Below are 25,381 nucleotides of genomic sequence, written 5' to 3'. Positions count from 1 at the left end.
CGGCCGGAACCACGAAAGGGAGGGTGCCACGGATCGACAATCGGCGCTACCTCGCACCACCGGCCGGCCGGAATGATCCGGCCGGCCGTTCATGACTTCAGCAGAGCGGAATACCGTTCCTGCAGGCGATTTGAATGTTCGCCTTGTGGTCATCGTTGGTCACGCCGTATGCCGTCGTGCCCTTTTTGTCAATCGTCACGAAGAAGAAATAACCGCTCTTCGGGGGGTTGAGAGCACCCTTGAGAGCAATTTCACCGGGACTGCTGATCGGCCCGACCGCCATGCCCTTGACGTCGTAGTTGTACGGGTTCTTCGGGTCGTGCAGCTCGTCCCTGAGCAGCTTCTCCGAGGACTTCGCATCCTTGCCGGAGATCCGCAGCCAGTAGTTCACCGTGCTGTCCAGTTGCAGGCAGCTGCACGGGAAATTGCCGGTATAGGCACGGTTGTACAGCACGCGCACGATCGGACCCATGTCCACCGGGAGCAGCCCCTCGACCTGAGCGATCGACGCCGCCACCAGCGCCTCGTACGGCGAGATCTTGACGTCGAGCTTCTTCACCTTCGCGACGAAGTCGAGCTTGTCCATCTCGGCGTTGAAGTTCGCGATGATCATCTTGAGGATGTCGGTGGCGGTGCTCTTCTTCGGGATCTCGTACGTCGCCGGGTAGAGGAAGCCCTCGATGTCCGTCTTGACGACCTTCTTGCCGTCCAGGCGGGTGAACCAGAGCGCCGGCACCCCGAGCTTCTGCGGATCCTTCGCGGCCTTCTTGAACTCGGCGACCGGGATGCCGGACGCCTTCGACAGCCGGTCGAAGATCTGCAGCGAGATGATCCCCTCGGGGATGGTCACCTTGTTGACGTTCTTGTTCTTCAGGTCCAGCAGCATGGTCAGCGCCTCGCTGGCCTTCATCTCCTTCTTCAGGAGATACGACCCGACCTGCACCTCGGTGCTCTTCGGGTTGTCCTTGGCAGCGTCGACGAACGCCGCGGCGCTCTTCACCACACCCGCTTTGAACAGGGTGTTGGCGATGTCGGTCGCGGTGTTGCCGGACTTGACCTCGATGACGGCCTCACCGGCGCCGGGACCGGGGAAGTCCTCAGCGCTGAAGTAGCCCTTCACCTTGTCGTAGCCGACGTAAACACCGCCGCCGAGTGCGCCGAGCAGCAGAATGACCATGGCGAAGGCCATCAGCGTGCGACCGCTGCCCTCCTTCTTGCGATGTTTCCACCGGCCTCGGTCCTCGGCTCCCTCGAACGAAAGATCCAGGTCGTCGTCGTTCAATTAAGTCTGCCTCCGCTGCGCGTCCAGCCAGCACTGCAGGATCTCCACGGCGGCCGCCTGGTCGACGACGGCACGCTGCCGACGCCCGCGAACGCCCCGCTCACTCAGCCTACGGCTGGCTACCACGGTCGACATCCGCTCGTCGGAGAGCACGACCGGCCGAGGCGCGACAGCCGCGCTCAGCCGTTCCACGTACGCCCGGACGTGGCCGGCCGCCACGCCCTCGCGCCCGTTCAGGGCGACCGGGAGCCCCACGACGACCTCGACGGCCTCGTGCTCCTCCGCCAGCCGGGCCAGCTCGGCGATGTCGGCGGGGACCTTGTCCTCGCCGGCCAGCTGATCCCGGGCCACGGTCACCACCGGGCTGGCCAGGATCCCGTCCGGGTCGCACTTGGCGACCCCGACGCGCACCTGGCCGACGTCCACCCCGAGGCGCACCCCTCGGGTGAAGCCGTGTGTCACGCTCTCTCCCTGCACACCAGCAAGCCGCTTCTCCAAGTCCTGCGAACAAGCCGTTTCGAAAGGCGAAGAGAGCCGATATCAAGAAATATCGATACCGGATCTCGATCGCGCGCAAAGCTTAACCGCTTCGCCCGCCAAAACGACGCCCCCCTGTGCACGAGCTAGGCGTACCCAAGGAAAACAAAAGGATCCGTCGCGGTGGGCGACGGATCCGTTACCAATCCGGCCGCTCCGGATACCCGGAGCGGCCATCACCATTACCGTCAGTTCGCCTCGGCGAGCGACTTCTCGATCGACGCCAGCAGGTTCGCGGCCTCGGCCGCCGGAACGCCGCCGCCCTGCGCCAGATCGGCGTTGCCGCCACCCCGGCCGGAGAGCGCACCCTTGACCAGATCCTGCGCGGACAGCCCCCGGCTCTTCGCGGCCGCGTTCACCGCCACGATCAGCGACGCCTTGCCGTTGGCCCGGGAGGTCACCGCGACCACCGCGGGACGCGCCTGGTCGATCCGGCCCCGGATCTCCTGGGCCAGCGTGCGCACGTCGTTGACCGCCGCGCCCTCCGGCGCCTCGGTCCCCACGTAGGCCACGCCGCGCAGATCCTTGGCGCCGTCGGCGAGCGCGCTCGCGCCACCCATCACCATCTGCGCCTTGAGCTTCTCCAGCTCCTTCTCCGCGTCGCGCAGCGCCGAGACGGTCTGCTCGACCCGGTCGGCGACCTGGTCGCCGGGCACCCGGAACATGTCGGCCAGGCGGGACACCAGCAGGTGCTCCTTGGCCAGGAAGCTGAACGCGTCGATGCCGACCAGCGCCTCGACCCGGCGCACGCCGGAGCCGATCGACGCCTCGGCCAGGATCTTCACGAGGCCGAGCTGACCGGAACGGGCCACGTGGGTGCCACCGCACAGCTCGCGGGCGTAGTCGCCGACCTCGACGACCCGGACCTCGTCGCCGTACTTCTCGCCGAAGAGCGCCATCGCGCCGAGCCGGCGCGCCTCCTCCTGCGAGGTGATGAACGCGTTGACCTCGAGGTCGCGCAGCAGCACCTCGTTGATCTGCTGCTCGACGTCGTGCAGCACCGCCGGCGAGACCGCGCCCGGGGTGTGGAAGTCGAACCGCAGCCGTCCCGGCGCGTTCAGCGAACCCGCCTGGGTCGCCGACTCGCCGAGGAAGTTGCGCATGGTCTGGTGGACCAGGTGGGTCGCGGTGTGCGACCGGGAGATCGCCTTGCGGCGGGTCACGTCGATCTCGGCCAGCGCGGACTCACCGGCGCGCACCTCGCCGCGGACCACCCGCACCTTGTGCACGATCAGGCCGGGGATCGGCTGCTGCACGTCGACCACCTCGACGCGGCCGTCACCCACGTTGATCAGGCCGGTGTCGGCCTGCTGGCCGCCGCCCTCCGCGTAGAACGGGGTGGTGTCCAGGACCAGCTCGACGAAGTCGCCCTCGCCGGCCACCTCGATCCGGCCCTTCTCCCCGATCAGCGCACGGACCCGGGACTCCCGGGTGACCTCCTGATAGCCGGTGAACTCGACGGCGCCGCCGGCGTCCAGCGCCGACCGGTACGCCGACAGGTCCGCGTGGCCGGTCTTGCGCGCCTTCGCGTCCGCCTTCGCCGCGTTCTTCTGGTCGGCCATCAGCCGGCGGAAACCAGCCTGGTCGACCTCGAGGCCCTGCTCCTGCGCGATCTCCAGGGTCAGGTCGATCGGGAAGCCGTACGTGTCGTGCAGCTTGAACGCCTGCGAACCGGACAGCTGCCGGCCACCGGACGACTTGGTCTCGGTGATCGCGGTGTCCAGGATCGTGGTGCCCGAGCGCAGCGTGGCGAGGAACGCGTCCTCCTCCGCGTACGCGTACGTGGAGATCCGGCCGAACTCCTTGGCCAGCTCCGGGTACGACGGCGCCATGCAGTCGCGCGCGATCGGCAGCAGCTCCGGCAGCGCGGCCTCCTGCCAGCCCAGCAGGCGCATCGCCCGGATCGCCCGGCGCATGATCCGGCGCAGCACGTAACCCCGGCCGTCGTTCGCCGGGACCACGCCGTCACCGATCAGCATCAGCGCGGTCCGCACGTGGTCGGCGATCACCCGCAGGCGTACGTCGTCGGGGTGCGACTCACCCGCGACGTGCCCGGAGTGCACGCCGTACTTCTTGCCGGTCATCTCGGCCGCGCGGGCCAGGATCGGACGGACCTCGTCGATCTCGTACAGGTTGTCGACACCCTGCAGGATCGACGCGATGCGCTCCAGGCCCATGCCGGTGTCGATGTTCTGCTTCGGCAGCGGCCCGACGATCGTGAAGTCTTCCTTCGAGGTCACGTTCGTGATCTCGTACTGCATGAAGACCAGGTTCCAGTACTCCATGAACCGGTCCTCGTCGGCCTCGGGGCCGCCGTCCTTGCCGTACTCCGGGCCACGGTCGTAGAACAGCTCCGAGCACGGGCCGGCCGGCCCCGGGATGCCCATCGACCAGTAGTTGTCCTTCTTGCCCCGGCGCACGATGTGCTCGACCGGCACACCGATCCGGCGCCACAGCTCGAACGCCTCGTCGTCGTCCAGGTAGACGGTCGGCCAGATCCGCGACGGGTCCAGCCCGAAACCTCCGTCGGCCACCGACTTCGTCGACAGCTCCCAGGCGAGGTTGATCGCGCCTTCCTTGAAGTAGTCGCCGAACGAGAAGTTGCCGTTCATCTGGAAGAACGTGCCGTGCCGGCTGGTCTTGCCGACCTCGTCGATGTCCGGCGTGCGCAGACACTTCTGCACGCTGACCGCCCGCGAGAACGCCGGCGTCTGCTGACCCAGGAAATACGGCACGAACTGCACCATGCCGGCGTTGATGAACAGCAGGTTCGGGTCCTCGATGGCCGGCAGCGGGGCACTCGGGACCACCGTGTGCCCGTTCGCCTCGAAATGCGCCAGATAGCGCCGCTTGATCTCCGCGGTCTTCATCGATTCTCCTCCTGCGAACCGGGCTGCGTGTCCTCGCGCAGCTCGGCGAATTTGTCCTCGTACAGCTCCCCGGCGGCGAATGCCTCGTGGATCTGCTGTTCCCGCTCGGCCATGCCGTCGCGGACGTCCTCCACGAAGCTACGCATCGACTCGACCAGCCCGCCAGCGGATTGCGAGAGCGAGGTGGCGATACCGGTCGGGGTGAACTCCTCGGCCTTACGGGTCAGCTTGCGGACCACGATGGCGCCGACGGCCAGGCCGACACCGAGCCAGAGCAGGCGTTTCATGACGGCGATTCCCTCTTCCCCAGGATGCTCAGCGACCGGCCTTGCGGCGCTGCTTGATCGTGGTGCGGACCTCACGGTCCTCCTCGGCACTGCGGCGCGCGGCGGCGGCCTTGCGCAGGCCGTACCCGAACGAGGCCACCTTGACCAGCGGGTTCGCGGCCGCGGCGGAGACCACGGTGACCAGGTTCGCGACGTTCGCGGTGACGTTCTGCGCGTGCTCGGTCATCGTGTCGACCTTGGCCAGCTGCAGGTTCACGCCGTCCAAAGAGACCTGAACCTGACCGAGCGCGGTGTTCACGTTCTCCACCGTGGTGTTCACGTTGCCGAGCAACGGTCCGGTGCGGTCGGTCACCTCGTTGATCGCGCGCGTGGCGGCGTCGACGGTGCGGCCCAGCTTCAGGATCGGCACGGCGAGCACCAGAACGAGCATCAGGAAGGCGCCCGCCGCGATCAGACCAGCGATTTCTCCGGCGTTCATGTTGCGCGTCTCCTCTACGGGTGGTCACGGTACGGCTGGGACAACGTGCAGACCCTACCGTCCGTGACCACTACGCGCGTCACGACGCCTCTGGTGTCGGCTCCAAGAGGATTTCGTCCGGGTCCAGCGTCGGATCCGGCGTCACACCGACCGGTCCCGGGTTCTTGTCGGTCTTGCCGCGTTCGTCGGCGATCGCGGTGCGCACCTTGATGCTGACCGTCGAGCCCTCGCACGTCCTCGCGCCGCTCTCGCCGGCTTCGGCCTCCGGTGTGCCGGCTTGCGGCACGGCTTCCTGCGCCACCTGGTCCACCGCACAACCGGGCAGGCTGACGAACAGGTCCAGAGTGAACTCGTCCCGCGTCCAGCAGGTGTAGATCCCGTTCTCCGCGTCGATCTTGTTCTCCGGGCAGCCGTCGACGTTCCACGGTGCCCAGCCGGCCTCCTTGAGCGCGGTCACGTAGGTCTGCGAGGTCTCCTTGAACGACTCGCCCGACTCGGCGGTCCGTTCCCAGAACCGGCACTCCAGGAAGCACCAGCGGCTGTTGCTGGCCTTGTCGTCCGGCTTCTGATCCGCCCAGGACGGCACGTTCAGCGCGTTCAGCGACGTGAAGACCGGGTCGCTGCTCATCGCCCGCAGCCCGAAGAACGCCGGCAGCAGGAGCAACACCACTGTCGCCAGCGTGGACAGCGTGATCACTCGCAGCCGCCGCTGGGTGCGCAGCTTCTGCCGCAACTCGGCGGCCAGACCACCTTCCGGCTCGGCTGCGCCATCGCCCTCGGCCCGCGATCCACTCCCGGTCTTCTTCGCACCGGGCACAGACCCCGATGGTACGGAGGAAGCCGCGCCGGCCCGTGCCACCACGACGGTGCCCGTGCCGTTACCGGTCCCGGCACCGACCGGGACGACCGCGGATCCCGCCGCGGCGCTGCCCTTGGCCCCACCGGCACCCGGACCGTCCCCGGAGCCGGTGCCCGGCGCGGATGCGGTGCCCGGCACCGAGGCCGAGCCCGTGCCACGCCCGCCGACAGCCGCGGAACCGGCGTTTCCGGACACCTGGGCTGCTCCCGTGCCCCGCGCCTGGCCACCCTGCCCGGTGCCGGGTCCGCCCGGCCCGGTGCCCGGGCCGCCGTTGCCGGGGCCGCCGGGTCCTCCGGGGCCGTTGCCGTTGCCGGGTGCCCTGGTGCCGTTGCCGGGGATGCCGGCCGTGCCGCGTCCCGGGCCGTTGCCGGGCACCGCGGCAGCACCACGCCCCGGGCCACCGGGGCCGTTGCCGGGCACCGCGGCAGCGCCACGTCCCGGACCGCCGGGCCCGTTGCCGGGCACGGCTACCGAGGCGGCGCCGCGCGGCAGGCCGCTCGGGCCGCCGGCTTCCGGGCCGCTCCCGGTGACACCGGCCGCGCCACGGGGCGGGCCGCTCAGCTCAAGGGAGTTCCCGGGCACGCTGGCGGAACCGGCGCCGCGGGGCAGGCCACTCGGGCCGCCCGGCTCGGGCCGGTTGCCCGGACCACGACCACCGGCGCCGCGCAAACCGCTCGGGCCGTCAGCATCCGGGCCGCCCTGCCCGTTCAGGCCGCCCTGTCCGTTGGGGCCGTTGGGCCCGTTGGGGCCGTTTCCGGGCACCGCTACCGATGCCGCTCCGCGTCCGGGGCCACCCGGGCCACCGGGCCCGTTCGGACCACCGGGACCATTCGGGCCGCCGGGGCCGTTCGGACCACCCGGCCCGCCGGGACGTCCGGGGCCGCCCGGGCCACCGGGACCGCTCGGACCGTTTCCGGGCACGCTGGCAGAACCGGTGCCCGGCACGCGGGCCGAACCGGCCGAACCGGGTACCGACGCGCCACCGCGAGCCGGTCCGGCGCCACGGGGCCTGGGCCCGCCGGCACGCTGGCCAGGGGCCGGCGAGACCGGGCCGCTGGGCATGCCGTGCTCCGGCTGGCCGGTTCCGGCCGCGAAGCCCTGACTCTGATCGGGACCGGCCGGGCGGCGGCCTCGCGGCCCCTGCTCACCGGCCGGGAAACCCTGGCTCTGCTCCGGACCGGCCGGGCCACGGCCCTGATCGGCCGGTCCACGGTCCTGGTCCGGAGCGGCGCGACGCCGGCGACCCCGCGAGGTCGGCTCCGGTCCGCCCATACCGGCCGGGAAGCCCTGGCTGGCGTCCGGCCCACCGGTCCCCGCCGGGAAACCCTGGCTCTGATCCGGGCCGCCCATACCGGCCGGGAAACCCTGGCTCTGGTCAGGACTGCCCATACCGGCCGGGAAACCCTGGCTCTGATCCGGACTGCCCATACCCGCGCGGAAACCCTGGCTCTGCTCGGGGTTCCCCGCACCTGCCCGGAAACCCTGGCTCTGATCGGGACCGCCCGCACCCGCACGGAAACCCTGGCTCTGGTCGGGACCACCCGTGCCCGCACGGAAGCCCTGGCTCTGGTCGGGGTGGCCCATACCGGCCGGGAAGGCCTGGCTCTGCTCCGGAACAGGCGCGCGGCGGCCGCCCGCGGCACGGGCCGGGCCACCGTCGGCGCGGCGTCCGCCACGACCGGGTTCACCGGGACGACCCGGCTCACCGGCGGTTTGCTCGCCGGCGCCCGGCTCGAGCTGCGCGCCGACCAGGTCGGCAAACGGCGAGTCGGCCGCGATCCGGACGCCCTGCTCCTCGCCGCGCCCCCGTCGTCCCGGACCGGCCTGACCGGGCACCGAGACACCGCCACCGGGGCCACGAGTCCCCTGGCCGGGCGGCGTCACACCACCGGTCTGGCCACCGTCCTGCGAACGCCGATCGGTGGTGAAACCGTCCTCGTCCGGCGCGAGCTGACCGGTGCCACCCCGCGGAGGCGGGCGCTGGATGACACCCGAGGGGCTGTCCGCCATCGCACCGGCCCGGCCGGGCATCGCCGGAGCACGCACACCCTGACGGCCCGGCACGACCGGCGGCACCACGGCCGCGGAAGCCCGGACCGGCCGCCCGTCACCGGGTCCGACCCGGCGCGGTCCGGGAACACTCGGCCCACCGTCCCGGCCGCCGGGACCGTTGCCCGGGCCGCGCTGCCCGGCGCCGGTTCCGTCACCCGGACCACCGGGCATGCCGCCAGGACCACGCTGACCGTTGCCGGGACCACCCGCGGCACGCTGACCGGCACCACGGCCGGTGGCGCCACCCGGGGCGCCGTCCGGCGCCTCGTGCCGTCCCGGACCCTGCTCGCGCGGATCCGGAGCGGCCGCGTGCCCGGCGCGGCGACCGGCCGAGCCGTCCAGCGCTCCGGTGCTCAGTCCGAACCGGTCCTCCGGCTGCGCGTGCGCTCCGGACGTCGGTCGCGCCGACCCGCCGCGCATCGCGTCCGGGCCGGTCGCGTGCGAGCCGTAGCCGTCGTCAGCCGCGGCGTGCGTGGGCGCACCGGAGACCGGGCGCGGCCCGCGACCGCCGTAGGCGCCGTCCGGCGCGGCATGTGTGGGCACACCGGAGACCGGACGCGGCCCCCGGCCACCGTCCGGCGCGGCATGTGTCGGCACACCGGAGACCGGACGAGGCCCGCGGCCGCCGTCCGGCGCGGAGTGTGAGCCGTCGACCGGCTCGACGCCGTCGGCGCGCGACCGGCGGCCGCGGCCGCGGCCGCCACGCTCGTCGGCGGTCGGCACGGGTCCGGTCTGGTAGACGGCCGGCGACACCGGGTCGGCCTGGTAGACGATCGGCGGCACGGTCTCCGCGGCGAAGCCCGCGCCACCGTTCGGGATCGGGCCGGTCTGGTAGACCGCCGGCGGGATCGGACCGGACTGCTGCGCGTCGGCGCGCGCCGGACCGCCCTCGGTGCGGAACCTGTCCCGGGCCGGACCGGCCGGTGAGGTCGGGCGGACACCCGGCGAGACCGGGCGCACGCCCGACGTCATGCCTCGTGGGTCCGGGCCGACGGCACGCCCGCCGGGGATCTCCGGCGGGTTGCCGGACCGCGGAACGCCCTGCTCCGGATAGCCCGGCGCGGCGGAGTCGATCTGACGGCGGCCGCTGCCCGGCTCGGGCGGCATGCCGGGACGACCGGGCGGGGAGACCGGCGCGCCGGGCCCACCACGCCGGGCCGGTCCCGCGCCCACCTGACCGGGCGAGACCGGGTTGGGGGCCAGCTGACCGCCGGCGCCACCACGCTGACCGGGCGGAACCGCCCGGCCCGGTGCGGCACCCGGCGGAACCTGGCCGGTCGCCATGCCACGCGGCATCTGACCGGCGGGCGGCTGACCACCACGCGGCATCTGGCCGGGCTGCTGCTGACCGTCGCGCGGCATCTGACCTGGCGCCTGACCGTCGCGCGGACCGGCCGGGACGCCACGCGGCATCTGACCACCAGGCTGTCCGACCGGCGGAGCGCCGGGAGGCGGCCCGCCACGCTGACCGGGCGGCATCTGACCGGTGGGCTGAACGCCGGGAGGCGGCCCGCCCCGCTGACCGGCGGGCTGAACGCCGGGAGGCGGCCCGCCTCGCTGGCCGGGCGGAACCGCACCGGGCGGCATCTGACCGGGAGCGATCGGGCCGGACCGCTGGCCCGGACCGGACATATTGGGGCCGGGACCTTGGCCGGGCGGCATCTGACCGGGCACCTGCGCAGCGCCCTGCGGACCCTGACCGGGCCGCCGGACCGGCGGCGCCTGCCCGGGACCGGCCGCGGCCGGTCCGGGCTGCTGCGCGCCGGGGCGTCCCGGGGAGAACTCACCCGAGGGACCCTGCCAGCCGGGCGCGGGCGCACCGGCGGGCCGGGCGGCCGGGCCGTCACCGGCGGGCTCACCGCCGCCGAAGACCGGGCCGTCGTCGTCCGGACGGTCCTCGGCGGTGGGCGCACGACGGCCGGACTTGCTGGTCCGGCCCTCGCCGGGCGCCGTACCGGGCCCGATCGCGACAGCCGACTGCTTCGCCGTCCGCAGGTCGTCGAGCCAGCCGGTCTCCTCGCGCGGGACCTCGACCGGTTCGGCCGGCTGCTCGGCACGGCCGCGCCCGAAACGGCGGCCCTTCTTGCCGCCGCTCTGACCGGGGTCGTCGTCGGGCCGATCGGCACCGCGCGCTGTCACGGCTGTTCCTTCCCGGCTGCGACGCCGCTCTTGTCTGACCGCTCTGACCGCATCACGTCGTCCTCGGCATCCGGTCCGGCCGCCGCCGTACCCGATCCCGTCACCGTTACCGGATGGTCCGCGACCGTGTCCGGGCCGCCCTCATCCGCCGTCTCCACCGCACTGCCCGGCTCACCGGCCGGTGTCCCCGCCTCGCCGGATGCCGCCGGCTCGACGGGCCCCGAACCCTGCGGTCCGGAGCCGGTGGTGCCCGTCTGTTCCAAGTCCGCCGACGACTGTGACGCATCGGAGGCCGCCGCACCACCCGCCGCGCGGTTCGCACCGCTCGCCGAAGCGGCGACCGGCCGCGACTCGCCGGGCCGGGCGCCGAGGCCCCGGACGATCCGGCGCAGGCGCGGCACCCGCTCGCCCACGGCACGCTCGGCCCCGTGTTCGGACGGCCGATAGTAGTCGGTGCCCACGAGATCGTCGGGAACGTACTGCTGACGTACAACGCCTCTCGGGTCGTCATGCGGGTACCGATAGCCCAGACCGTGACCAAGGCCACGTGAGCCCGAGTAGTGCGCGTCGCGCAGCGGCGAGGGGACAGCACCGCCCCGACCGGCCCGGACGTCGGCGATCGCGGCGCCGATCGCCGTGGTGACGCTGTTCGACTTGGGGGCGGTGGCCATGTGCACGACCGCCTGGGCCAGGTTGAGCTGGGCCTCGGGCATGCCGATGAGCTGCACCGCCTGGGCCGCCGCGGTCGCCACCAGCAGCGCCTGCGGGTCGGCCATCCCGACGTCCTCGCTCGAGAAGATCACGATGCGCCGGGCGATGAACCGCGGGTCCTCGCCGGCCACCAGCATCCGGGCCAGGTAGTGCAGTGCGGCGTCCGGGTCGCTGCCCCGCATGCTCTTGATGAACGCGCTCGTCACGTCGTAGTGCGCGTCGCCGTCCCGGTCGTAGCGGACCGCCGCCACGTCGACCGCGCGCTCGGCGGTGGCCAGGTCGATCACCTTCGCGCCCTGGGCGGTCGCGGACCCCGCGGCGGCTTCGAGTGCGGTCAGCGCCTTGCGCACGTCGCCGGCTGACAGCCGTACCAGATGGGTCTCCGCCTCGGGCGACAGCGACACCGCGCCGCCCAGCCCGCGGTGATCGGCGACGGCCCGGCGGATCAGGCCGCGCACGTCCTCCTCCTGCAGGGCCTGCAGGGTCAGCAGCACGCAGCGGGAGAGCAGCGGGGAGATCACCGAGAAATACGGGTTCTCGGTCGTCGCGGCGAGCAGCGTGACGGTGCGGTCCTCGACCGCGGCGAGCAGCGAGTCCTGCTGGGTCTTGCTGAAGCGGTGCACCTCGTCGATGAACAGCACGGTGGGTGGTCCGCCGGAGCGGCGGGCACGGCGGGCCGTCTCGATCACGGCGCGGACGTCCTTCACGCCGGCGGTCAGCGCGGACATCGCCACGAACTTGCGGTCGGTGGCGTGCGCGACCAGGTGCGCGATGGTGGTCTTGCCGGTGCCGGGCGGACCCCAGAGGATCACCGACATCGGGCTGGAACCCGTCACCAACTGCCGCAACGGGGCGCCGGGGGCGAGCAGATGCTGCTGCCCGACCAGCTCGTCCAGGCTCGCCGGGCGCATCCGGACCGGGAGCGGGGCGTCGGCCGCGGCCGCACCGAATCCGGCGGTCTCGACACCCGCCGGACCGCTCGGGGCGGCTGGCCCGAAGCCCGGTTGCGCGAGAGAGAAGAGCCCGTCGGTGTCCATCACAACCGACAGTACCGGCCCGTCGGGGCCGATCCGAAATGCCACGTCACCACGTGTGGACACGCTCCCGGCCCGCGAGTGCGGCACTACTGTGCGTGCACGCGCGGGCCCGCGGAGGAGCGGTGTGGATCAGCCGCGGCCGGGGCGACGGCCGGCGAACCGACGGCCACTGCCGGTGCCGGTGGACGGGCCACGACCCACGCCGGCCAGGTAGAGCGAGAGCAGCAGCAGGCCGAGCGACGCCATCGTGGAGAAGTTGAACAGGTCGGGCGCGCCGAAGTTCGTGTCGAACAGGTCAGCGAGCAGGTAGATACCGAAAACGACAGCTGCGGCGATCGCAAGCATCAGGTTCCTCCGGGGGTGAGAGCCGATGCTGAAGGGGTACCCGCATCAATGGGTTCCCGAAACTTGGGTTTCACCAGATAGAGCGGAGCGGCCACGGCGAGCACCACGGCGCCCGCCACCATGGCCGCGCTGACGCCGGCACTCTGCGCGAACGCGGTCAGCACGATCGCCCCGATCGCGAAGCCCGGCTGGCCGACCATCGAGTTGAGCGAGAGCAGGCTGGTGCGGTACTCCCCCTCGGCCTGCCGGTGCAGCAGCCCGGCGTGCACCGGGTTGGCCGCGCCGTGCGCCGCGTAGGTCAGCAGGAACCCGGTGATCACCCCGGCCGGGCCGGCCAGCAGACCCATCGCGACGATCGTCAGACCCTGCACGATCCGCAGGGTGAAACCGGCCCAGGGCGCGCCGACCCGCCGGATGAGCAGCGGCACCAGCGCGGCGCCGGCCGCCGAGGCCGCCCATCCCACCGAGCTGACCGGGCCCATCAGCGCCGCCGCACCGTCTTTGTCGGCCAGCACCTCGCTGAGCCGGATCGGCATCAGCTTCTCGAAGGTGACCATGCCGAAGCTCCACAGCAGCTCCACCATGATCAACGCGAACACCACCCGGGACCGGCGGGCCAGGCCCAGCGCGGAGCCGATCGCGACCGGCACGCCGCGGAGCGAGGCGGCCACGGCCGCCCATCCGCGAGCCGGGCGGGCCTCATGCATCAGCAGCGCCACCGCCAGCGTGCTCACCAGGCTCAAACCAAGAGCAACAAGCATGGGTACGGTCAGCGCGCTCACCCGGCCGACCGGCCCGAGCCAGACCAGTCCCCCGCTGACCAGGGCCCCGCCCGCGATGCCGAGGCTGAGCGCGACCGAGCCGTGGCTCAGCCCGGTCTCGATGTCGGCGTGCTCGTCCGCGGCCAGTGACTCGTCGACGAACCAGGAGTCCAGCGGGCCGCTGTCCAGCGCCCGGAACACCCCCTGCAGCAGCCAGGCCAGGGCGAAGAGCGCGAACGTGTCGGCGACGCTCATCACGGCCAGCGCGGCCACGTTGACCACCCCGGCGATCAGCAGCAGCGGGCGCCGGCCGAACGCGTCGGCGAACCCGCCGGTGGGCAGCTCGAGGACCAGCACGGTGAAACCCTGCACCGCGGCGACCGTGCCGGCCTGGGCGATGGTGAGGCCGCGCTCGAGCGGGAGCAGCACGAGCATCGGGATGGTCAAGCCGACCGGGAACCAGCGCAGCGTGACGAGGAGCAGGAAGCGGAACCGGACCTGCCGCACGGAGAGCGCCATCATCGGTCAGCCTCGTCCCCGGTCGCGTCGTCTTCCCCGGACCCGCCTTCTCCGCCTTCCGTGCCGCTCTTTCCGCCTTCCATCACGCCTTCGATGCGGGGCAGGGCGGACGTGTAGAGGGCGACCGAGCGCGTGTCCGGCGCGGGCTCGTCCAGGCCGAACTTGCGATAGCGCTCGATGACCTCCTCGATGTCGCGCATCATCGCCTGGGTCTGCGCCGAGCCCAGCTCGAGCATGTAGTCGGAGATCTCGGCGGTGTCCTGCCAGGCCGGTGTCTCGCCGGGCAACGCACGACGCCAGTTCTCCGCCAGCTCGGCGAAGCGGCTGACCTGTTGCCTCTGCAGCCACTCGGCGGCCGCGGTGGCCTCCGGGTCGCCGTCGTAGTAGCTGCGCCGGAAGCTGGACATGTCGTGCGCGGCCCGCCACCAGCGCTGCCGGCCACTGCCCGCGCGCTGCTCCTCGATGACCAAACCGGCCTCGGCGAGCTGACGCAGGTGATAGCTGGTCGCGCCGGTGTTGGTGGCCAGGGCGGTGGCGAGCGAGGTGGCCGTGGCCGGGCCGGCCAGCCGCAGCTGGCCGAGCAGCCGGAGCCGCAGCGGGTGGGCCAGGGCGCGGATCTGCTCCCCGGTGAGGTGGACCTGTGTGAGTTCGTCGGCCATGCATCCACAATAACTGTGCACAGAAGTTATGCAAAGCAATTGTGCATCATTGGCGCCGACGTGCCGTGAGCTGGGCCTTCCGGGACTTGAAGTCAAGCCGGGTTGAGGTTGCAGGCTCGTGAGCATGGAAAACGACACGCTTGACGAAGCGCTGGTCCGGCTCCACGGGACCGGGCCGGAGCACGACGGCTGGCTCTCCAACCACGCGCCGATGGCGACCGAGGCGTTGATCAGGAACGGACACGCAGACGATGTGCACCGGTGGATCGACGCCTACCGGGATCGCCTGGACGAGGCGCCGCGCGGCATCGCGCCGATCTCCGCCGAGGGCTGGCGGGATCCCCTCGGCGACCCGACCCGAACCGCGGACTGGCTGGGCTTCTTCGAACGGGAGACCCGGTCCGGGCCGTGGCGGGAGGTGCTGGCGACCTGGTGGCCGCGGCTGCTGCCTGGTATCGCCGCGGGTGCCACGCACGGGGTGATCAGGGTCGGGCACGCGGTGCGGGCGCTGCTCGACCGGGAGACGCCGGAGCGGGTGGCGGAGCTCGGTCAGGGGCTCGCATACTGGGCCGCGCGGTGGCAGCCGCTCGCGCCGGCCGGGCACGGGGCGTATCCGGCGAGCGACCCGCGGAGCGCGCTGGACGCCGTGCCGCGGGTGCCGGATCAGCGGTTCGGCATCCGGAACCGGCTCGCTCAGCTCGCCGACCTGCCCGCGTGGCCACAGTCGGCCGGCGCGGTGCCGGGGAGCGGTGCGGCCGAGGACCGCCTGCGACAGATCGTCGCGGCAGCGGTCCGGCACCATCTTCGGTACGGATACGGCAACCCGGTCATGCTCGTGCACGCCGCGACCGCACCAGCCGCCGTGCTGCGAACGCTGCCCGCCCTCCCATCATCCCTGACCACCCCGAGCCTGGCCGCCGCCTGGGCAGCCGCAGCGGCAGTGACCGCGGCCTATTCCCCCACCACCCCCGACCCGTCCGCCACGCGCGAGCCGTCCTCCACGCTCGGGCCGGCGTCAGCGCTCGGGGCGACGTCAGCGCTCGGGGCCGCGTCGGCGCTCGGGGGCGGCCCGGCGCTTGATCGGGGTTCCGGTTCCGGCCGGGACGCCGCGCTCGATCCGGCGGAGGTGTTCGATCGGGCGGTGGTGTCGGGGGACGCGCATGCGATCAAGTTTGCGGATGCTGCCGTCGAGGCCTGGCGGGTGTTCGGTGATCCGGCCCTGCTGGCGGCTTCGGTGCACACCACCGGCCTGATCGGCCCCGCCTCCTGAACGCGGGCGCCCGGCGGTCCCGGATCACGGTCGCCGCCGCGCTCCAGGCCTTCGGCTGGCTGTCAGGGGTGTCTCCGCGTCGCGGAGACACCCCTGACGACCAGCCAACCACCGCGAGGCGCGCTGCGGTCCGGGGTGGTGACGGCCTTGCGCGGTGAGTGGCGCGGGCTGGTGGCGCGGCCGCGGTCCGGGGTGGCGCGGTGTCGCGGCGGCCTCACGGGCGGGACTCGGCTCGTAGCCTGCGCACGGGCGCTCCGTAGTCGTACCACATGGGGTGGATCGTGATGCGCGGCCCGGCGGCGAAAGGCGGGCGGTGATGGGAATCGGTCAGTCGGCGAGCTTGAAGAGCAGCACCGTTTCCCATTTGTGCATGTCGGGCTGCTCGGCGGGGTTGGTCATCAGCATCTCGACGCGGGCGTTCCACAACTCGCCGGTGGGGGTGGGCGTCATGTCCCAGGTCAGGCCGTTGCGCTGGGCCCAGTCGAGCAGGCGCGCGGTGATGCTCATCAATTGATCGGGGTGGCCGACGTGGCTGACCGTGGCGTAGCGGCCGGCCGGCAGCCGGTCCAGGAAGTCGGGCGCGTCGACCGGGACCGGGCCGGCGACCGGGATGCCGGCCTCGACCACCATCTCCGCCGCCATGTCGATCATGCGGTAGCGGAAGAACGGCGCGCCGGTGGTGGCCACGCCGCGCTGGGCCAGGCCGGAGAACATGGTGGGCAGGTGGTCGGCGATGCGGGCGAATTCGGTCATGGTGATCGATTCGCGGCGGCCGACATACAGCTGCTCGGCGCACTGGACGATGGTCGGCTCCACGCCGACCAGTCTCACAGGAACAGCGCGCCCGCGCACGCCCGGCCGGAATCGAGTCCGGCCGGGCGGCGCGACCGGATCAGTTCGAGCGTTCCACCGGGGCGGCCTGGCCGTCGGTGCCGGGCGTGCCCGCGGCGGCCTTCGGCTTGGCGTCGACGCCCGCCTCCAGACGCTGCTGCGCGGTGATCGGCGTGGGCGCGCCGGTCAGCGGGTCGAAACCGCCGCGGCTCTTCGGGAACGAGATGACCTCGCGGATCGAGTCGAACCCGCCGAGCAGCATGCAGGTCCGGTCCCAGCCCAGCGCGATGCCGGCGTGCGGCGGCGGGCCGTACTTGAACGCCTCGAGCAGGAAGCCGAACTTGTCCTGCGCCTCGTCCGGGGTGATGCCGAGCAGGTCGAAGACCCGGCTCTGCACGTCACCGCGGTGGATACGGACCGAGCCGCCACCGATCTCGTTGCCGTTCACGACGATGTCGTACGCGTAGGCCAGCGCCTTGTCCGGAGCGGACTCGAAGTTGTCGAGCCACTCGTCGTTCGGCGAGGTGAACGGGTGGTGGACCGCGGTCCAACCGCCCGCTGTCCCATCCTCGTTCGAGGTCCGTTCGAACATCGGCGCGTCGACCACCCAGCAGAACGCCCAGGCCGACTCGTCGATCAGCTTGGCCCGCTTGGCGATCTCGATGCGCGCGGCGCCGAGCAGCTCCTGCGCGTCGCGACGCTCGTTGGCCGCGGCGAAGAAGACCGCGTCACCCGGCTTGGCGCCGACCGCGTCGGCCAGGCCGGACAGGTGCTCGGGCGACAAGTTCTTCGCGACCGGGCCCTTCGGCTCGCCGGTCTCGGCGTCGAGGACCACGTAGGCCAGGCCGCGGGCGCCCCGGGCCTTCGCCCAGTCCTGCCAGCCGTCCAGCTCCTTGCGGGTCTGCGCGGCGCCACCCGGCATCACGACCGCGCCGACGTAACCGCCGGCGTCGATCGCACCGGCGAAGACGCGGAACGCCGTGCCACGCAGGTAGTCGGTCAGCTCGACCAGCTCGACCCCGTAGCGCAGGTCGGGCTTGTCGGAACCGTAGCGGTTCATCGCGTCGGTCCAGGTGATCCGCGGGATCGGCAGCTGCACCTGGTAGTCGGCGAGCTCGCTCCAGAGCTTGCTGACGATCTCCTCGCCGAGCGCGATGATGTCGTCCTGCGTCACGAACGACATCTCGATGTCGAGCTGGGTGAACTCCGGCTGCCGGTCGGCGCGGAAGTCCTCGTCGCGGTAGCAGCGGGCGATCTGGTAATACCGCTCCATGCCGGCCACCATCAGCAGCTGCTTGAACAGCTGCGGGGACTGCGGCAGCGCGTACCAGGCGCCGGGCTGCAGGCGGACCGGGACCAGGAAGTCGCGCGCGCCCTCCGGCGTCGACCGGGTCAGGGTCGGCGTCTCGATCTCGTTGAAGTCGCGGGCGTGCAGCACCTCGCGGGCGATCTGGTTGGCCCGGCTGCGCAGGCGCAGCGCCTTCGACGGGCCGGAACGGCGCAGGTCGAGGTAGCGGTACTTGAGCCGGATGTCGTCGGACGCGGTGACCGCGTCGTCGATCGGCAGCGGCAGCGGGGCCGCCTCGGAGAGCACGGTCAGCTCACTGGCGACGACCTCGATCGCGCCGGTGGCGAGATCCGGGTTCTCGTTGCCGGCCGGGCGGGCGTTGACCTCGCCGACGACCTTCACGCAGAACTCGTTGCGCAGCGCGTGCGCGTCCTCCTCGCGGAAGACCACCTGCACCACGCCCGAGCCGTCCCGCAGGTCGACGAAGATGACACCGCCGTGGTCGCGCCGGCGGGCCACCCACCCGGCGAGCGTCACCGTCGTGCCGGCGTCGCTCGCACGCAGACTGCCGGCGTCATGGGTCCTGATCACGGAAACGTCTCCTAACAGAGTTCGCGGGGCGCACCCGACATTCTGTCAGGAGCGCCAGCCGCCGCGTGTCACGGGCCAGTGGGCGCGGTCGCCGCCCGGTTCGGGGGGCGGCGCGGTGATCGCACCGGCGGTTGTTGTTGTGGTCGGTGGGTGGCTTTGGTCGGTCGGTGTGTCAGTGGTCCGTTGTCGCTGCTGGTTGTCGGTGGCGGGCCGCCGCACGCGCCCTCCGCTTGGTGGCGCTGACGGCCGACGCCTCAGCGTCGCAGTGGTCCTTAAGTCACGACGCCCGAGCACCACGGCGCCGCGAGAACGCAGAATCCAGCGCCGCAGCGTCCCAAGACCCGACAACCAAACACCACGGCACCGCGAGAACGCGGAGTCCCGAAGTCGCAGCGTCTTCAAGCCGCGACGCCCAAGCAGCGCGGCGCCGCGAGGTCGCGGAGTCCCGGTGCCGCGGGGTCCCGAAGTCCCGAAGTCGCGGCGTCGCGGCATCGGGTTGGCGGAACCATCCGATCGGCAGCGATGATCAACCTGGCGGGGTCGGTTCCGCTCGGCGGAACCAGCCGTCCTGCAGGACCGGGACAGCTGTGGACGCGTCGACCTCGGCGGCGATCGCGACATCCTCGGCGAAGCTGCGAGCCGCGGCCCCGGGATGATCCAGAGCGGCCAGCTCACGGCCCGAAGCCGCCGCGGCGAGAGCGGCCGGCACACGACCCGCCACGGCCCGATAGGCGGCCACCGCCGACTCCGCCTCCGGTGACAGATCGCTGAACCCGGCCAGGAACGCTCCCGCACCCCACAGATCCTCCACGGCCGGCCGCAGCGAACCATCCGGCCACCGCTCCCCCGCCGCGACCACCGCGACCGGCCGACCGGCGAGCCGGGCCCGCACCCACTCCCCCGCGATCGCCGCGTTGCGCAGGCACACCCCGAGCACCGTCACCGCCTCACCGGCCGGGCGGGCGCTGCCGGCTGCCGAGAGGCGCGCGCAGATGGCCGAGCCGTTGGGTGACGGCAGCACCAGCCGCTCGATCCGGCGCCCGGTCGCCACCCGCCGGATGGCCGCCGGCGACAGGCTGATCTCGTCCGGGCCGGCCGCCGACCGCCCCACCGCCAGCTCGGCGTCGTACCGTGCCGCCGCAGCCACCTCGGTGCCGTCCCGCCACGGGTAGGGCATCACCGCGACGCCGTTCTCCACCGCGACGCTCAACGCCGTGGTGAACGACAGGACGTCCACCACCGCCACGAACGCCGCCCCGGCCGCCACCGCGTCAGCTCCCGACGGCCCCCACTCGAACCGCGCCGAGTACCGCTCCTGCCCGAACACCCGCCCCACCCCCGTCACCCTCACCGGAACTCGCGGACGACCTCGATGACGCCGACGATGTGGTCGTTGAACTCGTCCAGTTCCTCGGCCGGCACCCAGAGCTCCAGGATCGTGTCCCCGCCGGCCTGCCGTACCGGATACCGAGCCGCGAACGCCGCGTCCACCTCGAACCGGGTCACGAAGCCCGCCCCGGACGCCGGCACGTTCCAGTCCCGGGCGATCCGGATCGCGTAGTCCTCGTTGAGCACCGGATAGAAGATCGGCTGGTCCGGCAGCCGCGGGGGCCATCGCCGCCACCCCGAGGCCTCCACCAGCGCGAGCTCGTTCGGCCCGGTCGGCCGCCACAGCGTCAGCGTCTCCGTCATACCGCGCAGTCTTCCAACATCAACTCCTTCCCGTCGCCCCGATTTCCCGTCGCCCCGGTTTTCCCGGGCCCCGACTTCGCCGGCCGGCACGCCCACCTGATCAACCGGGCCGGGCCGCCGCACGCGGCCGCCGCGGCCGTGTGCGGCCGCCGAGGCTGTGTGCGGCGTGCGTGGATGCCGCGCCCACCGCACGCGGCCGCGGCCGAGAGGGGCGTCCCCGGGTTCATGAGCGGCTGTGCGAGGCTCGGCCGATGAGCACATCGGAGTGGGACGCACGACTGGCCGCCGTCTGGGCCTCCATCGACGAGCGCGAGCTCGCCGATTTCCGCCAGGCGATCGCCGACCTCGCCGCGGAACTCCCCGCCGGCGACCCGGACGGCACCTTCGAGCGGGCCGCCGCCTTCGACTCGACCGGCAGTTCGGACCTCGCGGTGCCGCTCTACCAGGAGGCCCTCGCCGCCGGCCTGACCGGGGAACGCCGCCGCCGCGCCGTGATCCAGATGGCCAGCTCACTGCGGAACCTGGGCCGCTCACCGGAGAGCGTCACGCTGCTCACCGCCGAACTCCAGGCCGGTTCCGACCATCTCGACGACGCGGTGACGACAGTCCTCGCCCTGGCGCTGACCGACGTGGGCCGGGAGCGCGAGGCCGTCGCCATCGCAGTCGGCGCTCTCGCCCGGCACCTGCCCCGATACCAGCGGTCCATGGCGAATTACGCCCGCCTGCTGCTCGAGCCGGAGTCGGGCGGACCCGCCCCGGCCTGAGCTGACAGGTCGAACCGCCAGTCGTTGCAGCGGATCGGGTTCCCCTTCGGATATTCGAAGTCCACCTCGCCGAGCAGCTCGAACCCGGTCTTGCGGCACAACGCGTTCGACCCGGTGTTGTCGATCCGCGGGTAGGCGTGACCCCACCGGCGCCGCCCGGTCGCGGCGGCCCGGGACAGCGCCTCGGCGACGGCCCCGCCCGCGAGGCCGCGCCCCTGGAACCCCGGAAGCACCTTCCAGCCCAGCTCGAACACCGGCTCGCCGCGCCACTCCTTCTCCCAGAAGCCGACCGAGCCGACCGGGTCGGGCTGCTCCTCGACCACGATCAGGAACATGCTGGTGGTCCCGTCGCGGATGCCCTGGCTTATCCGCTCGTGCCGGGCCACTGTCGCCTCGTCGGGCTCGACCCCGCCGAGGAACGTCTGCATCTCCGGAGTGTTGGCCCGCCGTTCGAAGGCCAGCCCTCGCGCGTCCCACTCCACCAACCGAAATCCCGCCATGCTTTCACCTTCCCGCACGGGTACGACACTCACCCGGCGCCGGGTCAGAAGTAGGTGTGCAGCACGTCCACCACGCGCCGTTCCTCGTCCACCACCGGGATGTCCCGCCACTTGTCGAAGGCGGTGCACGGGTGCGAGATGCCGAATCGGACCAGGTCACCGGGCTCGACGACGAACCCGTCGGCCACCTCGAGATAGGTGTGGTGATCGTTGAGCCGGGTCACCCGCAGCCCCTCGGACGACGCCGCGGAACCGTCGGTGCGCCGCACCTCCAGCGGCACCGGCAGCCCCTCGTCGAACGGAGCGTCCCGCTTGCCCATCCCGGCCAGCGCCAGCCCGGGCTCCGGAACCGACAGCACCTGCGCCCAGATCTCCAGCGCCGCTGCCAGCGGCCCCTCCTCGGGCACCCGGGTGAACGGCGTCCGCTCGCGGTAGAACCCGTCGTCGTGGGTGACCGAGGCCCCGCTGCGCAGGAGGAGCCGCGCCCGGGAGTCCAGCACGGCGAGCCGGTCGGTCACCCGGTCGAACCAGGCGCTGCCACCGGCCGAGACGAGCGGCTGATCGGGCAGCAGTCCGGCACGCGACAGCCGCTCGAACCCCTCGACCAGCAGGTCGAGATAGGCGTCCACTCCGGCCTGGTCGGTGAGCTGTCCCTCGTACCCGGTCAGGCCGGCGAGGTCGACCCCGGAAGCGTCGGCCGCGGCCCGGGCCACCTCCTCCAGCTGGTCGAGGGTGCGCACGCCGGTCCGGCCACCGGGGTGGCCGAGCTCGACGAGGACCCGGGCACCTCCCGCCTCGGCCGCCGCTCGCACTCCGGCGACCGAGTCGACCTGGAAATACACCTCCCAGCCCGCGGCGCTCTGTGCGGCCAGCCAGCGCAACGCCGTGGGATCGAGCACCTGGTTCGCGATCAGCACCCGCGCCACGCCGAGGCGCCGCATCACCAGGGCCTGGTTCGGCGTGGCCACGGTCATCCCCCAGGCGCCGGCCCGCAGCTGCGCCTCGACCAGGCCGGGTGCCATGGCCGTCTTGGCGTGTGGGGCGAAGTCGAATCCGTGCCGCCGGCAGTAGGCGGCCATGGTGGCGATGTTCGCCTCCACCGCGGCACGCCGCACGGTCAGCAACGGCCAGGTGAAACCGCCGGCGAAGATGCTCTGCGGGTCGGCCGCGAACTGCTCGGGGGTCCGGGCCGCCTCCGGCAGCCAGAAACCCTTGCTGCGCCAGTCGATCGTCATTCCGGGCCTCCCTCAATTCCGCTCTTGTCGCCGATTGCCAGACTGCACACATGGTGGAGATCGCGGTGCCGGACGCTTTCGCCCAGCACGTGGCGAAGGTCTGGGGAGCCGCCGGGACCCGGTGGCTGGCCGGGCTGCCGGAGACCGCGGGGCAGGTGCTGCGGGAGTGGGATCTCCGGCTGGACGGGGCCTATCCGCTGAGCCTGAACTGGGTGACCCGGGTCCGCCGGGCGGACGGCTCCACCGCGGTGCTGAAGATGGGCGTGCCGGAATCGGAGCACCTCGCGCAGGAGGCCGCCGCGCTGGACTTCTTCGGCGGGCACGGCGCGATCTCGGTGCTCGCCCGGGACACCGCGCGCGGCGCCCTGTTGCTGGAGCAGGCCCACCCCGGTGTGCCGGCCCGATCGCTGGTGCCGGAGCGGGACGAGGCCGCCACGGCCGCCCTGATCGGGGTGATCCGCCGCCTGCACCGGCCGGCGCCACCCGGCGTCGCGCTCCCCGAACTGGCCGCTCGGCGCGCCTCCTTCGACGAGCACCTGCGCCGTTTCCCCGGGGACGATCCACTGCCCCGGCACCTGGTCGAGCGGGCCGCGGAACTGCTCACCGCCCTGTGCGCGACCGCGCACGAGCGGGTCGTGCTGCACGGCGACCTGCACCACGACAACGTGCTCACCGCCGGCCGCGAGCCGTGGCTGGCGATCGACCCGCACGGGGTGATGGGCGATCCCGGATACGAGATCGGGGCGATGCTTTACAACCCGGATCCGATGGGTGACGACGACACCGTGCTGACACTGGCGCCGGCCCGGATCGAGCAGCTCGCGGACGGCCTGGGCCTGCCGGTCGAGCGGGTGGTGGCCTGGGGTTTCGTGCAGGCGGTGCTCTCCGAGGTGTGGAACGCCAGTGGTGACGGCCCCGTCGCCGGGCGCCCGTTGCGCCTCGCGCACCTGCTGCTGCCCCGGCTGGCCTGAGCCGGGCCGCTCCGAGCGCCCGCTGTCCCCGCCTGCGGCGATCATGCCGGTGCCTGGTCCAGATCCGCGGTCATCTCGCGCAGTTCGGCGAGACGATCCTCGATCGTACGAGGGTGACCGGGCGCGTCCGGCCGGGCATCCCACGGCCGTGGCCCGGTCGGCGGCCGGTAGTTGACGCCGAGTGCATCCAACCGGGCCAGATGGGCCGGGAGTCGCGCGGTGAACGCGTCGAAGTCGCGCCCGGCCGAGCCCCAGACCGTCTCGGCGAACCCGCAGAGACGGGGGAAGGCTTGGTAGTCGACCTGCCGCGCGGACTCCATGTGCTCGGTCCAGAGATTGGCCTGCCCGCCGAGGACCAGGCTCGCCTCGGCCGGGGTGAGGCCCGGCGGGACCGGGTCGAACGCGTAGACGTCGGCGAGGGTGAGGCGGGTGCCCACCGGGGTCGGCTCGCCGGGGTCGTCGGACTGGCGATAGTCCAGATAGACCGAGGTGTCCGGGCAGGACACCACCGGGTGACCGGCCCGGGCCGCGTGGGCGGCCGGCCCGGCGCCCCGCCAGGCGGCGATCACCGCTCCGGGTGGCGCCCCGCCGGCCAGGATCTCGTCCCACCCGAAGACCCGGCGGCCGCGGCCGGCCAGGTGCTCGGCCAGCCGGGCGGTGAACCAGGCCTGCAGGTGGCGCGGTCCGGCCAGGCCCTCGTCGCGGATCCGGGCCTGCGCGACCGGGCTGTCCTGCCACTCGGTGGACGGGCACTCGTCGCCGCCGATCCCGATCAGCTCGCCGGGGAACAGGTCACAGAGGTGATCGAGCACGTCGCGACAGAACTGGAGCGCCTCCGGCCCCAGGTTGAGCACGTGCGGCGAGATGCCCCAGGAACTCCGGACCGGGCCGGCGAACCCGTTGCCGAGCGCCGGGTAGGCCGCGACCGCGGCCTGCATGTGCCCGGGCATGTCGACCTCGGGGACGACGGTGATGTGGCGCTGAGCCGCATAGGCCACGATCTCCCGCAGGTCGTCGTCGGAGTAGAAGCCGCCGTGCGGGCGCTCGTCATAACGCTCGTGCTGGCGGGAGCCGAGCATGGTGGCCGGCCGCCAGGCGCCGATCGAGGTGAGCCGGGGCCGGCCCGGCACGTCGAGCCGCCAGCCCTGGTCGTCGGTGAGATGCAGATGCAGCACGTTGAGCTTGTGGAAGGCGATCAGGTCGAGCAGGCGCAGCACGTCGGAGACCGGCATGAAGTGCCGCGCGACGTCGAGCATCACGCCGCGCCAGCCGAATCGTGGCGCGTCCTCGACTCGGACGCCGGGCAGCGTCCACGGGCCGCCGGGGAGCCGGGCGCGGCGTAACGTGGCCGGTGGCAGCAGCTGCCGCAGGGTCTGCACGGCATAGAAGGCGCCCGCCGCGGACCCGCCCCGGATCTCCACGCCGGCGGGGCGGATGTCCAGCTGGTAGCCCTCCGCCGGAAGCTCCGGGGCGATCCGCAGGCGGATGCCGCCGGGACCGGGCGGGAAGTCGCACCCGGTGGCCGGGCCCAGCACGCCACGCAGCACGGCAGCCACCTCGGTGAGGCCGGGAGCCGCGTCCAGCGTGGTCGCCGGGTCGAGAAGGAAGCCGTCGCCGCCCGCCACCACCCGCGCGGGCAGCGGGATAAGGTTCGTAAGTGGCTCGCTCATCGTGCCTCCTTGACCTGGCGGGCGTTTTCCAGG

At 72.6% G+C, this 25,381-nt stretch carries 20 protein-coding genes; 3 read left to right on the top strand and 17 right to left on the bottom strand.

Going from position 1 to position 25,381, the window contains the following annotated elements:
* Positions 1-97: 97 nt before the first annotated feature.
* From mltG to Apa02nite_RS20215, 10 genes are all read right to left on the bottom strand, one after another.
* Positions 98-1,282, bottom strand: a complete 1,185-nt coding sequence (gene mltG, locus Apa02nite_RS20260) for an endolytic transglycosylase MltG (protein WP_203826358.1) — start codon at positions 1,280-1,282, stop codon at positions 98-100.
* Positions 1,283-1,744, bottom strand: coding sequence for a Holliday junction resolvase RuvX (gene ruvX, locus Apa02nite_RS20255; protein WP_067705092.1), 462 nt, complete (start codon positions 1,742-1,744; stop codon positions 1,283-1,285). It abuts the gene before it with no gap.
* Between the two features lie 263 nt (positions 1,745-2,007).
* Positions 2,008-4,689, bottom strand: a complete 2,682-nt coding sequence (gene alaS / locus Apa02nite_RS20250; protein ID WP_203826357.1) for an alanine--tRNA ligase — start codon at positions 4,687-4,689, stop codon at positions 2,008-2,010.
* Positions 4,686-4,976, bottom strand: coding sequence for a hypothetical protein (locus Apa02nite_RS20245; protein WP_067705018.1), 291 nt, complete (start codon positions 4,974-4,976; stop codon positions 4,686-4,688). Before Apa02nite_RS20245 ends, alaS begins: the two co-directional genes overlap by 4 nt.
* A 28-nt stretch (positions 4,977-5,004) precedes the next feature.
* Positions 5,005-5,454, bottom strand: a complete 450-nt coding sequence (locus Apa02nite_RS20240; protein WP_067705015.1) for a DUF948 domain-containing protein — start codon at positions 5,452-5,454, stop codon at positions 5,005-5,007.
* A gap of 79 nt (positions 5,455-5,533) precedes the next feature.
* Entirely contained in the window at positions 5,534-10,504 is a 4,971-nt protein-coding gene (locus Apa02nite_RS20235) for a hypothetical protein (protein WP_203826431.1), read from the bottom strand.
* A complete protein-coding gene (locus Apa02nite_RS20230) occupies positions 10,501-12,252 on the bottom strand; it encodes a replication-associated recombination protein A (RefSeq protein WP_203826356.1) in 1,752 nt (583 codons plus the stop codon). Before Apa02nite_RS20230 ends, Apa02nite_RS20235 begins: the two co-directional genes overlap by 4 nt.
* A 129-nt stretch (positions 12,253-12,381) precedes the next feature.
* Complete coding sequence (locus Apa02nite_RS20225; RefSeq protein ID WP_203826355.1) at positions 12,382-12,597, bottom strand: hypothetical protein; 216 nt, start codon at positions 12,595-12,597, stop codon at positions 12,382-12,384.
* The gene (locus tag Apa02nite_RS20220; RefSeq protein WP_239164428.1) at positions 12,597-13,880 is read right to left on the bottom strand and encodes an MFS transporter; all 1,284 of its coding nucleotides are present in this window, start codon (positions 13,878-13,880) and stop codon (positions 12,597-12,599) included. Before Apa02nite_RS20220 ends, Apa02nite_RS20225 begins: the two co-directional genes overlap by 1 nt.
* Positions 13,877-14,536, bottom strand: a complete 660-nt coding sequence (locus Apa02nite_RS20215; protein WP_203826354.1) for a winged helix-turn-helix domain-containing protein — start codon at positions 14,534-14,536, stop codon at positions 13,877-13,879. Before Apa02nite_RS20215 ends, Apa02nite_RS20220 begins: the two co-directional genes overlap by 4 nt.
* Before the next feature lie 124 nt (positions 14,537-14,660).
* Between Apa02nite_RS20215 and Apa02nite_RS20210 the strand changes: the two genes are divergently transcribed.
* Positions 14,661-15,806 carry a questin oxidase family protein gene (locus tag Apa02nite_RS20210; RefSeq protein WP_203826353.1) on the top strand — a complete coding sequence of 382 codons (1,146 nt, stop codon included), beginning with the start codon at positions 14,661-14,663 and terminating at the stop codon, positions 15,804-15,806.
* Positions 15,807-16,133: 327 nt separating this feature from the next.
* On the opposite strand, the gene Apa02nite_RS20205 is transcribed toward Apa02nite_RS20210, so the two are convergent.
* The 4 genes from Apa02nite_RS20205 to Apa02nite_RS20190 all read right to left on the bottom strand — a co-directional run bounded on the left by Apa02nite_RS20205 (position 16,134) and on the right by Apa02nite_RS20190 (position 20,208).
* Positions 16,134-16,622, bottom strand: a complete 489-nt coding sequence (locus Apa02nite_RS20205) for a GyrI-like domain-containing protein (RefSeq protein WP_239164427.1) — start codon at positions 16,620-16,622, stop codon at positions 16,134-16,136.
* A 76-nt stretch (positions 16,623-16,698) separates the two neighbouring features.
* The gene (gene aspS / locus Apa02nite_RS20200; protein ID WP_067704989.1) at positions 16,699-18,516 is read right to left on the bottom strand and encodes an aspartate--tRNA ligase; all 1,818 of its coding nucleotides are present in this window, start codon (positions 18,514-18,516) and stop codon (positions 16,699-16,701) included.
* 526 nt (positions 18,517-19,042) lie between these two features.
* Positions 19,043-19,843 carry a 2-phosphosulfolactate phosphatase gene (locus Apa02nite_RS20195; RefSeq protein WP_203826426.1) on the bottom strand — a complete coding sequence of 267 codons (801 nt, stop codon included), beginning with the start codon at positions 19,841-19,843 and terminating at the stop codon, positions 19,043-19,045.
* A gap of 20 nt (positions 19,844-19,863) precedes the next feature.
* Complete coding sequence (locus Apa02nite_RS20190) at positions 19,864-20,208, bottom strand: hypothetical protein (protein WP_203826351.1); 345 nt, start codon at positions 20,206-20,208, stop codon at positions 19,864-19,866.
* Between the two features lie 251 nt (positions 20,209-20,459).
* Between Apa02nite_RS20190 and Apa02nite_RS20185 the strand changes: the two genes are divergently transcribed.
* Positions 20,460-20,972: a tetratricopeptide repeat protein gene (locus tag Apa02nite_RS20185; protein WP_203826350.1), complete on the top strand. Its 513-nt coding sequence runs from the start codon at positions 20,460-20,462 to the stop codon at positions 20,970-20,972.
* On the opposite strand, the gene Apa02nite_RS20180 is transcribed toward Apa02nite_RS20185, so the two are convergent.
* Positions 20,921-21,472: a GNAT family N-acetyltransferase gene (locus Apa02nite_RS20180; RefSeq protein ID WP_203826349.1), complete on the bottom strand. Its 552-nt coding sequence runs from the start codon at positions 21,470-21,472 to the stop codon at positions 20,921-20,923. The genes Apa02nite_RS20185 and Apa02nite_RS20180 overlap by 52 nt on opposite strands.
* A 44-nt stretch (positions 21,473-21,516) precedes the next feature.
* Positions 21,517-22,707 carry an alanine racemase gene (locus Apa02nite_RS20175; protein ID WP_203826348.1) on the bottom strand — a complete coding sequence of 397 codons (1,191 nt, stop codon included), beginning with the start codon at positions 22,705-22,707 and terminating at the stop codon, positions 21,517-21,519.
* Between the two features lie 50 nt (positions 22,708-22,757).
* Here Apa02nite_RS20175 and Apa02nite_RS20170 point away from each other — a divergent pair, with 50 nt between their 5' ends.
* Positions 22,758-23,678 carry an aminoglycoside phosphotransferase family protein gene (locus Apa02nite_RS20170; protein WP_203826347.1) on the top strand — a complete coding sequence of 307 codons (921 nt, stop codon included), beginning with the start codon at positions 22,758-22,760 and terminating at the stop codon, positions 23,676-23,678.
* A 41-nt stretch (positions 23,679-23,719) separates the two neighbouring features.
* On the opposite strand, the gene Apa02nite_RS20165 is transcribed toward Apa02nite_RS20170, so the two are convergent.
* The gene (locus Apa02nite_RS20165; RefSeq protein ID WP_203826346.1) at positions 23,720-25,348 is read right to left on the bottom strand and encodes a beta-N-acetylhexosaminidase; all 1,629 of its coding nucleotides are present in this window, start codon (positions 25,346-25,348) and stop codon (positions 23,720-23,722) included.
* Positions 25,349-25,381: the final 33 nt, after the last annotated feature.

Source organism: Actinoplanes palleronii (assembly GCF_016862315.1).
Lineage (GTDB): Bacteria > Actinomycetota > Actinomycetes > Mycobacteriales > Micromonosporaceae > Actinoplanes > Actinoplanes palleronii.
The sequence above is the reverse complement of the archived record's forward strand: the minus strand, read 5'-3'. Positions and strand labels throughout refer to the sequence as shown.